This window comes from Nodosilinea sp. E11 (genome assembly GCF_032813545.1).
Lineage (GTDB): Bacteria > Cyanobacteriota > Cyanobacteriia > Phormidesmidales > Phormidesmidaceae > Nodosilinea.
Genome location: NZ_CP136520.1, coordinates 1 through 13,643 on the forward strand (window position 1 = coordinate 1; position 13,643 = coordinate 13,643).

A 13,643-nucleotide genomic window follows, 5' to 3' on the forward strand; every position below is an offset into this window, starting at 1 on the left:
GGTCGCCGCTGGCGAGAGGGGCTTTCCCAATAGGAGACGACATAGGATCGCTGTCCCAGCATGGCCGATAACTGGGCACTACTGAGGCGATTGGCTCGACGAAATCGCCCCAAAAAGTGACCAAAGCTCTCGTCAGCATGAGGCTCGACCTGGAACAGCCAAGGGGTAACGGAGGCTGGTGCTGCTGCTGGTGCTGGTGAAGACGGGTCTCCGGCCATTACTTGATCGCCAGTGAACATTCTTTGACCACTTGTCGCAGTAAGGGCAACTCAATGCGTGGCTGACCGCGTTGCAAGGCCCGAATGGCGGCTTCACAGAGGATTTGATTCAGGACGCCAATATAGCCTCGGCTGGCCTGGAGCAGCAGGCTCTGGGCTTTCGGGTTGGCCAGGTTGGAGGGTTTGGGTAATTGCAGCACATGCTCTTCCCAGAGGGCGGTCATCTCCTGAAGTTCTTCACTGCTGAGTCGAGAAAAGCGATAGGCCGATAGAAATCGATAGAGGACTTGTTCATCACGTTGAATGACGGCGTTGAGCCGATCGGTGCCCACTAGCACGACGGCAATCTCTAAGAGGTCGGATATGTCTCTAATTTCAGACATCGCTTGAGCGGTTACCCGTTGGGCTTCGTCGAAGATGATCATCTCAACCTGGCAACTCCGGAGCACGTGGTAGACCCGCTCCCGGAGTTCAGGGATGCGCCCTCGCGTGGCTTGATACTGAAGGCTTTCTAGCAGGCCGACCAACAGGTTGCTCACGGAGAGGTTCTCACGACAGTGCCAGTACATCACTGGTATCAGGGGGGCTTCACCGGGTCGCTGGGTCACTTTGGATTTGAGGTGGTAGGTATCACAGCTCACGGTCTTGCCGGTACGCGATTCCCCGATGACTCGGCAGGATTGTCTGGCTAAGCGTTTACCGTCTAGCCAGGTATGAAATTCCAACATCTGGGGCAGTTCCAGGACGCGACGACGGCCCAGGTCTCGAATTCGCTCATTCACGTCGGCGATCGCAGGATTGGGGTCGGCAGCAGGGGAGGGAGACATGGGATAGGAGGCTCCGGAAGGGGGGGTTGATGTTGAGGGCGCTTAAAGGCCGTGCGATTGACGCAGTTGCTCGTAGTCGTAGACGCGTATGGCGGGTAGGGGCTTAGGGGCCGGGGACGATTCAGGCTCGCTTGCTTCGTCGGACGGTAGGTCTTCGTGGTTGGCGGGCAGCGGGGGCGCTGACAGCAGCTCGTCAATGAATTGCACGCGAGATTGAATCTCGCTGAGGATGGACTGATTGGTAATCTCGGTGCGAGCTTCGCGCAAACGACGACTGATGGCTTTGGCTTCGGCTAGCGAGAGGCGTTCTGTTTCGAGGTTTTGGGCGTGGGCACGGGCTAAAAAGACGTCGGTCGTACCCTGGGGTTGGTACACCAGGACGGTGGTGATGTCTCGGGGGTCATAGCGGAGGACGACGTCGGCTCCGGCATGGCCTGATAGGTATTCGCCGCGATAAATCAGGTTGGCAAAGCGCAGGTACCCGCCCTGGTAAATGCGGCGGCGCTGTTGGCGCATCAGCAGTAAGTCCAGTTCTCGTTCGTCTGGGGGTTTCCCTTGGGCCATCTGTCCGGCGCGCCACCGCTCTATCCGACTGTGTTGGCGATCGCGGGCGTCCGGTTGCTGGTTGTAGTTATCCACGATGTAGCGGATGAGCAGGCCCTCTAGTTGCTCTAGGCTCAGGCAGGCGTCTGCGTTGATCGACGCTAGATGGGGCTTGGCGTTGGCGGTGGTATAGCCCGGTAGGGTGGAGAAGAATTCACGGTTGAGGGTGCCGAAGGGCCGTTCGACGATGCCGCCTTCGGCGGGACGGCGACGCAGGCACAGCACGATGCCTAATCGGCTGGCGACTTGATCGATGTGGGCTGAGGTGAAGTCGGAACCGGCGTCGGTGTACAGGTACTTCGGGACGCCGTAGCTCTCCCACAGGGCTTCGGGTTCGTAGCCCCGTTGATACTGTTTCGGCAGGATCGCGTGGCGCAGGGCTAAGCCGGTGACGGCGGCACTGGGGGGTTCCAGGCCCAGGTGTATCCCCATGATGCATCGCGAGTAGGTGTCGATGACGGTGGTCAAGGTCGGTCGACCCAAAACGTCGCCTTGGCTATCGACGACCACAATATCGGCTGGTGTGTGGTCGCATTGCCATACCTGGTTGCTGTATTCAACGGCGATCTCAATCCCTGATTTTGCGGTCAGCGTCAGGGTATCTCCCTGCCAGCCGATGGAGCGTTGCTTCTGCTTTTGCTCGGCTTGCCTAATCTCACCCGACAGGATGCGGTATACCGTGCGACGGCTCGGATAATTGGGGCTACCGATGGCGGCGGCGTGGCTGGCGACTTGTTTGGCGATTTGGGCACGGCTCGTTTTACGGGTGCCTCGGTTCCCGTTGCGGTAGCGCTCAAGGATGAATTCCCGCCAGCTATCGTCCACTCTCACATTGCCTTCGTCGAAGCGTACTTGGCGCTTCAAGCCCTCAATGCCCCGTTCGCGATAGTGACGCACTAACCGCTTCAGATTGCGCACGCTCAAGCTCAGAGTGGCGGCTGCCGCAGCCTCCACCTCTCGGTACGTGGATTGACCGCGATAGCGTTCTAGGCCTTGAATGACCTCCAGGCGGCGGCGTTCGTCTAAGGACAGTGTCTCTAGGTGCGGCAATGTCACCGGTTCACTTTTTTCACCTTTCTCACGTGCCACGATATTTGTCATTCTCTGCACTTTTAATTCTGCTACTCTAAACCCTCTCAAAGCATTGCAGCACAACCGTTTTACCGTTCTTTACCAGCACCTTTTTTGTGCCACGATATTTGTCATCAAATTCGTGCCACAATATTTGTCATCAAATCCCCAAACCCTTATAGGACAAGCACTCCAGGCGCAATCGCAACCTCGAACAGCGGCCCCGATCACGGCGCTGAATCAGCCCCAAAATCGCTGGAAGCCCCAGCAGGCAACTGTTCTAGCCGCCATGACAATTATCGTGGCACAACGATGACAAATATCGTGGCACGCGACAAATTCCAAAAAACTCTAGACTGCACCCTCTATACCCCTATAAACCATTCTTATATCTTTATTTCTTATATTTCTGTACCTTTTGCCGTGATCCCCATTATGCGATCGCAACCCTCTTAAACCCCCAAAGTCCCTATGGATAAAGGCTTTTGGCCCTTTCAACCCCTGCGCCGATCCCCAGTGATCCCCGACTCCTATAAAATATTCCTATCCTTTATGCTATTTCTATACCTGTATTCAATATATAAAACCTCATATTCTATGGCGACATAAGGAATCTGTATCAATCAATTTCTACGAGATTCCAATGCTTTCAGCCCCTAAGACGTGCGATCGCACCCCTGCATCATCGCTTACAACTTCTAGACTGCAACGTAACTCGCTAAACTTTATCCTGACTACTATTCTGTATTTATTGCAGTCTTGTCGTCGTGTGTAGTCAGCCAAACAGGAGCAACACTCCATGACCATCGCCACCCCCAAACCCGAGATCAAACGGCACCTCGCCCTAGGGCTAGACCCCAGAGATGTGCAATACCTCAGCAGCCCCTCCAACCCCCTGCTGAAACCTTCCACGTGTATTCCCTGAACCGCCAGTCCCCAATGCAGAGAGGGCACCCACACACCATCCTTGAGCGCTGCGATCGCACGCCTCGACGCACCCTCTCCAGCGGCAGAACCCTACCTATGGCCCTGCACAGCGTTACGGGGGCCATTACTCAAGAGATTGGCGATCGCGCTGGCGTTGGTCTACTACACCGATGCTCTGGTTGTTCGTCGTCACAGTTGGCTGCCAGGTACGCTCAGTAGACCCTTTGGTAGCCAGTCTGGCATGAGGGATACGGCATCACTCCTATCATGATGAGCGACAAAATTCTTTAGGCCATCAATGACCAGAACCACGGCTGAGCCTAGCGATGTAATTGATCAAATGGTGGCGCTCCGGATTCAGTTAGCTCAACTCGAAACCCAAATTGAAGCTCTAATACCAAATCCGACTTGTATACCCCCGAAATAGTGTAGGGTTGAGGAATGCCTAGACCCCTCCATCTCGAACCTCATTTTTCAGCCGACGAGCTTAAAGCGCGTTATCGAGCTAGCGTTGACCCGGTCGAGTCTCGACGTTGGCATCTGCTGTGGCTGGTTCACACACAAACGACGCTGACTGATGCCGCTAAAGCTGTGGGCTTTCACTACGACTACGCCCGAGTTGTCGTGAAAGATTACAACCGTGATGGCGCTGATGGGCTGCGCAATCGCCGCAAAGACCAGCGACCGCAACAGTCACGGAGTCTGCTCAACCCCAAGCAGCTCGAAGCCTTGGAAGCTCGATTGCAATCGCCCCCGGACGATGACGGGGTCTGGAGTGGGCCCAAGGTGGCGCGCGTCATCGCTGAGGTCACTGGGGTAACGAAGGTCTGGCCCCAGCGAGGGTGGGACTATCTCAAGCGCTTGGAGCAATCGCTGCAAGTGCCTCGTCCTCGGCATCGCAAAGGTGATCCGGAAGCCCAAGAGGCGTTTAAAAAAACTCCCGGAGCGTAAGGCTGAACTAGAACAGCAATATCCTGACGCGCTGGTCGAAGCGTGGTCGTTTGATGAGCATCGCTTGGGATTGAAACCGATTATTCGCAAGGTGTGGGCCAAAGTCGGGCAATGACCGTTGGCCCTGGTTGACCCACGCTATGAGTGGACGTACCTCTACGGGTTTGTTCATCCCACGACCGGCGATACCGAGTGGCTGATTCTGCCTCGGGTGAATAGCGATTGGTTTAACCAAGCCCTAGCCACCTTTGCAGATCAAGTCGGGGCTGGCCCTCACAAGCGGATTTTGTTGGTCATCGATGGGGCCGGATGGCACACCTGCAAAGACCTGGTGATACCCGACGGCATCCATCTAGAGGTCTTGCCGCCTTACTCACCCGAGTTACAGCCGGCAGAACGGCTCTGGCGACTCGCCGATGAGCCCTTAGTCAATCGCTGCTTTGACGCCCTCAGTGATCTCGAAGATGTCCTTGAGGCCCGCTGCCGCACTCTGCTGTCGATGCAATCCGAGATTAAGGCCCTAACTAACTATCATTGGTGGCCCGCATGACAAGCCTAATCGTTTCGGGGGTATATGACTCGGATTTAGTATAAAACCGGCTTTCTTTGATGCCTGTGCGACTCAAGAGGCATCCCAATTCCAGCGGGAGTCAGCGGTCATCTTTCGTCGGCTCACTCCGGGCCAATGGAACTACCCGAGCGACATCACCGAACAGGAGCAACGCTTGAAGCAGCTGAAGCAGCAGTTCCAACAAACCCACGAACCGGTGGCTGGACGCGAAGTTAGCTGGTCAATTAAGTTGACACCTCAACCCTAGACCCGGTGAGTAGCCGCTCGCTAAAACCGCATCTGCGCGAACGGGAGTTGGCAATGAGCACACTGGCCACTCACCCAATGGCTCGGCAGTGGCAACGCATGATGACAGCGGGGGCATTGGGCTAATAGAGATGTCTCTCCAGGACGGCTGCGCCGCCGCTGATGGATTTCGCAATTGGGTTGGTCGTTTAGTTGCCAGGTCAGCCTGTGCCAAGGGGCTTCGGCGTAGCAGGCAGGACACAACCGTGTGGGCCAATGCAATCGGGTGTCGGAGGGTGACCACATCCCCTGGAGGCGGGCGATCGCAACACCACTCATCTGGGATAGCTGATGAAGAGAACCGGGGGTCGGTCGCCGCTGGCGAGATGGGCTTTCCCAATAGGAGACGACATAGGATCGCTGTCCCAGCATGGCCGATAACTGGAGTTTGGCGATTTGGGCACGGCTCGTTTTACGCATCCCTCGGTTCCCGTTGCGGTAGCTCTCAACGATAAGCTCACGCCAGGTGGCGTCCACTCGCAACGCGCCTTCGTCCCGGCGCGGTTGTCGTTTCAGCCCCTCGAGACCCTGCTCGCAATAATACTTTTGAAGTTGCAACACCTCAACCTGGCGTTCGCCATGATCCCCGACTCCTATAAAAGATTTCTATCTTTTTAACTGCTACTATATCTGTATTCCATATATACAATTTCGTATTCTGTGAGAATATAAGAAATCTTATCAATCACTTTTCAACACTTTCAGCCCGCAAGGAATGCGATCGCTCACCGTATTGCCTTTGCCTATATCGCTATGAATACATCTGCCTATGTCACTATCTCTTAACAGGGGACAACATAAAGTAGAACTTATAATCCGCCAAACCCTTACCCCACAGTCTTTGTAGACTCTAATGCAGCTTCCTAAACTTTATTCCCAATAGCTATTGCATTTTTATTGCAGCTTGACTGCTATATAGGAGTTAGGCCGCTGGTAGCCCCTACAAGCAATCGCTTTTGGAGAGGGCCTATCCCACTAGCAGTATCAATTCGGTCTATTTCCCTCGCTACACAAAAGCGATTAAATCCGCAATTCAGGCGGGGCGTGTTTTCCTCAATGGCAAAAACTCGTACTCTCGGTGGTGGACAAAGCGCGATCCGCTGCCAGGGGAGCCCTCAGTACCGTCTAGATTGCCGTCGTGCTTTCGTTGGCCTGTAGCTCTTAGCGATTAAGACAAGCTAAATTTGAGGGCATGATGGAGGAGCTTGAATTTCAACCCTTTGAGCGCTACCATCAGCCTTGCTTATAGCGATTTACTCAATTCTGAGCTTAGGCTTTAATTAAGAAACATCAATTTATTCTACACTTGTTCAAAGCACGGCATTAATTTAAGTCTGGCCAGGCTATGGTTAAAGCTCCTGGAAAAAGTCATCTACAAGTTAAGTTGTTTTCTCAGGTATCTGTGATTTTCTGCCTGTAGATTTTTCTGACTATAGCGGGTCTCAATCCTTTAGAAGCAAAGGCAAAGGCTTAAGTCTCTTGCTCTGAATAGCTTCGCAATCTGGGTGCGCCTCATTTCTTAGAAAGCCGCTATAGCAGCCCTGCATGAACTATGATTTTCAGCTTGCAGACATCTTGTCTACACGCTGAATAGGTCTAAATTAGATTTGACCAGAGTTAGGTCAGCCAGATCCCAAATTCAGCAGTAGACTTTGCCTATGGCAAATTACAGATGGTGAGCTGAAATCGGTGTAGAGTTATTAGGCTCTATTACCTCAATGGGTTTTTGTTTTCTTCTTAATTAACTCTCTGCATTTGGGGTAGAGCGAATTGAGCTGAGTATCGCAACAGTTGATCTCAATTCGCCGCCAATTAATAGAAGCTCTGAGTCAAAGAAATTTCGCCGATCCGTTATTTTTTAGGAGGCGCTATGGCTACCCTGGTTGTTCCAGGTGTACGAGTTGAGGCTCGTTTTGATGTTTTGCCTGCTCCACCGGCCACCGCTGGCATTTTAGGGATTGTGGGCATTGTCGATCGCATCCCTGCTGGAGGAGGGCTGGTGGGCGTCACTAAGGTTACCGAAGTGCGGCAGTTATTGGGGCCAGGAACGCTGGTCAGCATGCCAGAGGTGGTTCATGCGCTGGCAAACGGCGTGAGTGAGGCGGTGATTGCGCCTGTGGTAGGTGGCAGCCCAGCCGATCTAGTGCTGCTCAATGCCAGCAGCCAGCCTGCGGTACAGCTCCGGTGTCGCTCAAATGGCGCTTGGGGCAACCGACTGCGGGCTGAGGTACGTGGTATTGCCGACGCATCGGGAAATCTGGTGCGAATTACCCTGCGCCTGCTGATTGACGGAAAACTGGTAGAGACGTTTAGCGATCTGCAAATCGCCCCGGGACAATCCGATGATTTGTTCGACACGCTCAATCGGTCTTCTCGCTATGTGGTGGCGCTTGATCCGGGGTTTGAAGCAGCTCAGCCCACGGCAAATACCTATACCTTTGCCGCCAATGGTGCCCCCCTAGATGTGCCCCGCCAGGGAGGTGCACAGACCCTATTTCAGCTGCTGCCCAGCGATGAGGCAGACCCCGATGGGTTGAGTGTGCAGCTGACGGTCTCGGGCACCAATGAGATTCGGCTGCGGGTGTTTCAGGGTGGCTTGCAGGAAGACTTTAGCGGGCTGGGGATGAACCCCGACAGTGATCAGTATTTGCCCTACGTGTTGCTGGCCCAGAGCCGTCTGGTGCGGGTGCGCCCGGCCCTCTCGGCCTCGGCCAGCGATCGCCTGCCTACGGCCACCACCAGCCTGCAAGCCTTTGCCAACGGCACCTCGCCCACGGTAGATCAGTACCGCGATGCCATCGACCTGCTGGCAGACGACCCTCGCATTGACCTGGTAGCCGCCGCGATTGAACCGGGACGATCGAATACAGAGGTGCGTCAAATTCACCAGGCGCTGGTGGCCCATGCGGTGGCCCTGTCAGAAAATGGCGCTCCCCGCATTGCCTTTGGCTCGGTGACAGCGGACGAACAAAAAGACGTCAATAAAATCAAAGATCACGCCGCCGCCGGGCGAAATCGACGCTTTGTCTTGGTGTCGCCGGCGGGGGCCGAGGGCGCGGTGGCCGGGGTAATCGGGCGGCTCAACCCTCAGGAGTCGCCTACGTTTAAGTCGGTGCCGCTGTTTGATCTAGAACCCGCCAGTTATCGCGAGAGCCAGCTCAACCAGCTGTTGGGCACGGCCATCAACCTGTTGGTGGTGCAGCAGCGCACCGGACGGGGGGTGATTGCCCTGCGGGGCATCGACACCACGGGCGATCAAATTTCGGTGACGCGCGTAGCCGATCAGGCCATTCGCGAGACCAAGGCCATGTCCGAAAACTTCATCGGTCGGCTCAACACCGAAGACGCGCGCATGGCCTTAAAGCAGCAGATTGTGGCGGTGTTTACTCGCATGGAACGGGCCGGGGCACTGGTGCCCTCGACCGATGGCAGCGATCCGGCGTTTGTGGTCGATGTCTATTCTACGCAGCAAGACTTTGCCCAGGGCATTGTGCGCATTGACGTGGCGGTGCGTCCTGTACGGGCGATCGACTATATCTACGCCACGATTCGCGTCAAAAATTAGCATCTTGTTCGGCAAAACAGAATCAACCGTGCTCTTTAGGAGGAGGCTATGCCCACAATTTTTGCTGCTAACGAAAGTTCAGCCCTGGTGGATGGAGAGCCCATTGAGGGGCTGCGGACGATTGATTATCGTCGTCAGCAGGTGCGCCAAAATATCTACGCTCTGGGCAGTGCAGAGCGCATTGGTCTGGTTTCGGGGCCGCAATCGGTGGAAGGGCGGCTGATGGTCGCCTCCACCAATGCCAAACTCGACAGTCTCACCGGAGACACGCCCTTTCAAATTACTGCTCAGCTCAAACAGGGGGGCACCCAGATGGCGGTGACCTTTGATGAGTGCTTTTTGCTCGAAAAGAGCTTCAATCTGGGGGTAGGGGGGCACGGTGAGGCCATCTATAGCTTCACCGCCACCCGAGTGCGGGAGGAACTGGGCTGATGCTGACCTCTGCCCTGGTTTCGCTAGAACCCCTGCAAGGCCTGGCTCGCCTGGGGACGATGACGGTGGCGATCGCCCCGGCAGGCCCCCAGGGCCAACTACAGGTTGGGGGTGAAACCGGGCCGGTGGTGCGACCGCTCACCCTGGGCGAACGCAATCGGCTGGTGTGGGAGGCGATGGCCTCGCCCCAACCGAAACCAACCCTGTGGGCAGGGTTGCGATCGCTGGGCACCACCAGCTTCCGAACCAAAGATCCTGAACCGATGGATGCCTGTGTTCTCGATGTGATTGCCCTGGCGCTGGCCGGTGGGCTGTGGGAGAGCGCTCCTCAGTTTGATCGCACCGTGATGCTGGTCGCCCGAGAGACCGGGTGGAGCCCCCAACAGCTGGCCGAGGCGATCGCCCTTGAGGTCGATCAGCTGGCCCTTTCATTGGAAGCATCGCTGTCTGCCCCCGCCGCCTCTGACACCGGCTGGAAGCGTCTGGTCTTGCTGTCTCCGGAAGAGAGCGACCTGGACTACATTCGTGAACAGTTGGCCAACAATTTGCTCCGCCGAGGGAAGGGGTCGGCCGAAACGGAGGGTTGGCAGGAGTCGCGATCGCACTGGCGAGATTCCCTTTGCAGCGATCGGTCTGAGAATACGGTGGAGCAGGCGATGGTCGAAACTCGGGCGCAGGCGATCGCCCCCTTTAACCACGAGTACAAAGACCACGAGTACCAACCCACCGTCAAACCCACCGCTCAATCAAATCACGCCAGAGTGGCTCTCCACCGTTTCAGCCTGCAAACCAAACCACCCAACGTCGAAACGACGCGTGCTCTCCACCCGCCTCAATTTCAACCCAGGGTCAACGTTCAACCAGACCGCCCTCCCCAAACCAAATCCGCTCCATTAGCAGAGCAGGCCGATCAGCCAACCGCAACATTGCCAAAAAGACAGCGCTTTTCAACCCGGTCTCTATCGTCTTGGCCAACGGCTCTGCCCCCCTCCTCCCCTCCCCTCCTCACCGTTGAGCAAACAGCCGAGCAGACCATCGCGCCACCTCCTGAACCGCTGCACAAGATGGCACCCGAACCCATTCAGCCGTGGAATGGGCGATCGCCCGCCCCGCCCGCACCCCCGTCTCCACTCATCCACCCATCCCCCCCTTCACCCCTTCACCCCTCACCCCATCACCCTTCACCCCTTCACCCCTCACTCATCCACCCCCCACCCCCCACCCCCCACCCCGACCTCGCCGACACCCTCGCCGCCCTCCTCCACCACGAAGCTGACCTCAGGGGGATTCCACGATGACCGAAACGACTCGACCGATTCCGCTGCTGGGGGACATTTCCCTCGATGCGATTCAGCACATTGAGCACACCCTGGATGCTGGCTTTGTGCCGACGCGCATTGTGAGTCTGCCCGGCACGTTGCAGCAGCGCGCCGGACGGCCCTCTCACCAGATTCAAATCGCCAGTGTGTTGACTGGCCCCGAGGCCAAAACCCAGCTCGAAACCCTCCAACAGGCCGCTGCCACCGGAGCAGAATTGACCTTTGCGGCAGATATAGCCTCAGCACTGGACTTGCAAAAGGTGGTGATCACCGGGTTTCGCGCCCAGGAGGTGGCCGGTCTGCCCCAACTGTACCAATGCCAACTGTCGCTGGCAGAAAGCCCACCCCTGCCGCCCCCGGCCCAGGTCTCTGGCTTTGGTGGCTTAGACGACTTTGGGCTGGGCGATCTGGGTTTTGACACCGATATTTTGGGCGACCTGGCCGACCTGGCGGGCGAAGTGGCCGGAGCCGTCGATCAAGCGCTGGCCGCCATTGACCAGCTCAACGCCCTGGCCAACCTCGATGGCCTATCGCTCAATGGAGTCCTGGCCCCGATGGATAACGTGGTCGGCAATGTGGGGCAGATTGCCTCCAGTTTTACCGACGCGGCCCAAACCCTTTCATCCCTGTTTTCCCCATGAGCTTATCGCCTGCGATTACCGTCACCCTGGGCAACCTGCGCTACACGACGCAAGTGGCCCAGGTGCAGGTGGAATTGAATAACCTGCCTGGGGTAGGGCGGTTTCAGGTCACCCTGCCGCCCACCGTCGAGCTGACTGCGGTGCCAGGAGATGCGGTTGAGCTAAGCCTGGAGGGCGGTGAAGGCGAGGAATTGGTGCTGACGGGGACAGTGCAACGGGTGCAGCGGGGGCTGTGGTCTACGGTGGTGGTGGGGGTCGATGGCGGGGCCACGCTGGCCCAATTTCGTCCGGCGGCGACCTACGAGCGGCAGAGCGCGAAGCAGATTATTCAAGCCCTAGCGGGTGAGGTCAATCTCTCGGTGGGTCGGGTTGAGCTGGAGGTGCCCCTCGCCGCCTACGTCGCCCACCAGGGCCGCACCGCCGCCGAACACATTGCCCTGCTGGCCGAGCTAGGGGGTGCGATCGCCCAGTTTGACGCCAACAATGCGCTCACCGTTGTATCGGCGGCGGTGAGCCAACCGGAGCTGGCCCTGCGCTACGGGCGCGAACTCTTGGCTTACTCCGTCGAGGAACGGGCGGCCCCCGCGCAGCAGTTGGCCCTGATTGGCCATGGCCCCGCTGGCTCGGCTGACGCCCCCAACGCGCTGCGCCATAGTCTCAAGGGGGTGCCCGACAATGCTCCCGCCGCTGGGCGGCAAACGGTGCGGCGCTCGGTGGCGCTGCTGCGATCGCCCCAGGTGGCCCAGCGTGCCTCCCAAGCGGCCACCCAGCAGGCGGCGCGATTAACGCAGCAGGTGACGGCCCACACCTTTCTGCTGCCCGCCCTGCGTCCCGGCACCGTGCTGGAGGTGCAAGACCTACCAGATGGATTGGCCTCTGGGGCCTGGCTGTTGACGCGGGTGCAGCATTGGCTAGACCCATTGCACGGCGGCTCTACCACCTTTGAAGGGGTGACCGTGGCCCCAGCGGGTCTGCTAGATGGGCTACTGGGCTCGGCCCTCTCTGCCCTGGGAGGTCTGTGATGAGCACGGCACTGTACGACAGCATTGCCCGCATTGCCCGCTATGAAGCCAATGCTCGCGGCGTAGCGGCGGTGGGTCGAGTAGTCAGCCAGTTGGCCGCCGCAGAGGGCGCTCCATCCCCTGACCATGGGGTGACTGTAGAGCTGCGCGACTCGGGGCTGGTGTTGCCCAGGGTGCCGATCGCCGTGGGGGCGCTGGGTTTCGCCGCCATGCCCGCCGTCGATGACCTGGTGGTGGTGCTGTTTCTCGACGGTGACGTTAACGCTCCGGTGGTGGTGGGGCGGCTGTACCACCCCGATCAAAATCCACCCGTGCATGACAACGGCCAACTGGTGCTGCACCTGCCCTCGGGGGACAGCAGCCCCAAACTCAAGCTCGAGGTCAAAGGCGACACCCCGTCGATTCGCTGTGAGCTGCCCGACAACGTCACCCTGGAGATTCTCAAAGACAAGGTGCAGGTCACCGTGGGGGAGGTGCAGCTCAGCCTGCAAAGCTCTGGCGGTGGAAGAGCTGAGGTTGCGGCGGGAGGGTCGAAAATCACCCTTAAACAGGACGGCAATATTGTCGTCAAAGCGGCCGGAGACCTGGTGCTAGAGGGCACCAACGTGGAGATCAGCGGCTCGGGCAATGTCAAACTTCGTGGCGCCAAGGTAGAGGTGAACTGATGGGAATGCCTGCGGCGATCGCCAATCATCTGGTTACAGCGGTGGATACCCACATCGTGCTGGTGCCCACTCCCGGTGGCCCCGTCCCCACCCCCCTGCCCCATCCCTTTGTGGGAAAGCTGGATGGCGGCTTGATCAACACCGTCAAAATTAACGGCCAGCCAGCGGCGGTGGAAGGCTCTACCGCCACCAACCAGCCCGCTCACATTCCCACCCCACCCGGCACCTCCTTTCAGCAACCACCGGCCAATCAGGGCACGGTCTTTATGGGCAGCCTGACGGTGCAGATCGGGGGCAAAGCCGCCGCCCGCAACGGCGACCCGGTCAAGACCTGCAACGATCCGGCGGATGTGCCGGTGGGTCAGATTGTGGCGGTGGGGACGGTGTTTTGGGGGTGAAGGGGTGGAGGGGTGGAGGGGTGAAGGGTGAAGGGTGAGGGGTGGAGGGGTGAGGGGTGAGGGGTGGATGGGGGATGGGGGGATGGGGGGATGGGGCTGTGATGAAAATTCAAAATTCAAAACTTGAAACTCAAACTTCAAATTTCGA

General features: G+C 57.8%; 12 protein-coding genes and 1 pseudogene. 10 read left to right on the forward strand and 3 right to left on the reverse strand.

The features are described 5' to 3' along the window. From RRF56_RS02720 to RRF56_RS02730, 3 genes and pseudogenes are all read right to left on the reverse strand, one after another. Positions 1–218, reverse strand: a pseudogene (locus RRF56_RS02720) (hypothetical protein); the annotation flags it as partial. Then, on the reverse strand, positions 218–1,045 hold the full coding sequence (locus tag RRF56_RS02725) for a TniB family NTP-binding protein (RefSeq protein WP_317033368.1): 828 nt from the start codon (positions 1,043–1,045) through the stop codon (positions 218–220). The gene RRF56_RS02725 and the pseudogene RRF56_RS02720, both read right to left, overlap by 1 nt. A gap of 42 nt (positions 1,046–1,087) precedes the next feature. Continuing rightward, positions 1,088–2,704 (reverse strand): Mu transposase C-terminal domain-containing protein, encoded by a 1,617-nt coding sequence (locus RRF56_RS02730; protein WP_317033369.1) that lies wholly within the window; start codon positions 2,702–2,704, stop codon positions 1,088–1,090. A 954-nt stretch (positions 2,705–3,658) separates the two neighbouring features. On the opposite strand from RRF56_RS02730, the gene RRF56_RS02735 reads away from it, so the two are divergent. From RRF56_RS02735 to RRF56_RS02780, 10 genes are all read left to right on the forward strand, one after another. Beyond that, positions 3,659–3,865, forward strand: coding sequence for a hypothetical protein (locus RRF56_RS02735; RefSeq protein ID WP_317036099.1), 207 nt, complete (start codon positions 3,659–3,661; stop codon positions 3,863–3,865). A 222-nt stretch (positions 3,866–4,087) separates the two neighbouring features. Further along, complete coding sequence (locus RRF56_RS02740; RefSeq protein WP_317033461.1) at positions 4,088–4,597, forward strand: winged helix-turn-helix domain-containing protein; 510 nt, start codon at positions 4,088–4,090, stop codon at positions 4,595–4,597. A gap of 118 nt (positions 4,598–4,715) precedes the next feature. Beyond that, entirely contained in the window at positions 4,716–5,147 is a 432-nt protein-coding gene (locus RRF56_RS02745) for an IS630 family transposase (protein WP_317036098.1), read from the forward strand. Between the two features lie 2,176 nt (positions 5,148–7,323). Then, positions 7,324–9,018 (forward strand): phage tail sheath C-terminal domain-containing protein, encoded by a 1,695-nt coding sequence (locus RRF56_RS02750; protein WP_317036101.1) that lies wholly within the window; start codon positions 7,324–7,326, stop codon positions 9,016–9,018. A 48-nt stretch (positions 9,019–9,066) separates the two neighbouring features. Continuing rightward, positions 9,067–9,450 carry a hypothetical protein gene (locus RRF56_RS02755; RefSeq protein ID WP_317036102.1) on the forward strand — a complete coding sequence of 128 codons (384 nt, stop codon included), beginning with the start codon at positions 9,067–9,069 and terminating at the stop codon, positions 9,448–9,450. Then, complete coding sequence (locus RRF56_RS02760) at positions 9,450–10,748, forward strand: hypothetical protein (RefSeq protein ID WP_317036103.1); 1,299 nt, start codon at positions 9,450–9,452, stop codon at positions 10,746–10,748. The genes RRF56_RS02755 and RRF56_RS02760 overlap by 1 nt, the downstream gene beginning before the upstream one ends. After that, positions 10,745–11,410, forward strand: a complete 666-nt coding sequence (locus RRF56_RS02765; protein WP_317036104.1) for a hypothetical protein — start codon at positions 10,745–10,747, stop codon at positions 11,408–11,410. Before RRF56_RS02760 ends, RRF56_RS02765 begins: the two co-directional genes overlap by 4 nt. Continuing rightward, positions 11,407–12,432, forward strand: coding sequence for a contractile injection system protein, VgrG/Pvc8 family (locus RRF56_RS02770; RefSeq protein ID WP_317036105.1), 1,026 nt, complete (start codon positions 11,407–11,409; stop codon positions 12,430–12,432). Before RRF56_RS02765 ends, RRF56_RS02770 begins: the two co-directional genes overlap by 4 nt. Beyond that, entirely contained in the window at positions 12,432–13,097 is a 666-nt protein-coding gene (locus RRF56_RS02775; protein WP_317036106.1) for a phage baseplate assembly protein V, read from the forward strand. The genes RRF56_RS02770 and RRF56_RS02775 overlap by 1 nt, the downstream gene beginning before the upstream one ends. Further along, the gene (locus RRF56_RS02780; RefSeq protein WP_317036107.1) at positions 13,097–13,495 is read left to right on the forward strand and encodes a PAAR domain-containing protein; all 399 of its coding nucleotides are present in this window, start codon (positions 13,097–13,099) and stop codon (positions 13,493–13,495) included. Before RRF56_RS02775 ends, RRF56_RS02780 begins: the two co-directional genes overlap by 1 nt. The last annotated feature ends 148 nt before the right edge of the window (positions 13,496–13,643 follow it).

Bases quoted from the DNA above. Each gene is read 5' to 3' on its own strand.
- RRF56_RS02775 (WP_317036106.1), top strand. From the start codon at position 12,432: ATGAGCACGGCACTGTACGACAGCATTGCCCGCATTGCCCGCTATGAA.
- RRF56_RS02760 (WP_317036103.1), top strand. From the start codon at position 9,450: ATGCTGACCTCTGCCCTGGTTTCGCTAGAACCCCTGCAAGGCCTGGCT.
- RRF56_RS02725 (WP_317033368.1), bottom strand. From the start codon at position 1,045: ATGTCTCCCTCCCCTGCTGCCGACCCCAATCCTGCGATCGCCGACGTG.
- RRF56_RS02735 (WP_317036099.1), top strand. From the start codon at position 3,659: ATGCAGAGAGGGCACCCACACACCATCCTTGAGCGCTGCGATCGCACG.
- RRF56_RS02770 (WP_317036105.1), top strand. From the start codon at position 11,407: ATGAGCTTATCGCCTGCGATTACCGTCACCCTGGGCAACCTGCGCTAC.
- RRF56_RS02750 (WP_317036101.1), top strand. From the start codon at position 7,324: ATGGCTACCCTGGTTGTTCCAGGTGTACGAGTTGAGGCTCGTTTTGAT.
- RRF56_RS02740 (WP_317033461.1), top strand. From the start codon at position 4,088: ATGCCTAGACCCCTCCATCTCGAACCTCATTTTTCAGCCGACGAGCTT.
- RRF56_RS02765 (WP_317036104.1), top strand. From the start codon at position 10,745: ATGACCGAAACGACTCGACCGATTCCGCTGCTGGGGGACATTTCCCTC.
- RRF56_RS02755 (WP_317036102.1), top strand. From the start codon at position 9,067: ATGCCCACAATTTTTGCTGCTAACGAAAGTTCAGCCCTGGTGGATGGA.
- RRF56_RS02780 (WP_317036107.1), top strand. From the start codon at position 13,097: ATGGGAATGCCTGCGGCGATCGCCAATCATCTGGTTACAGCGGTGGAT.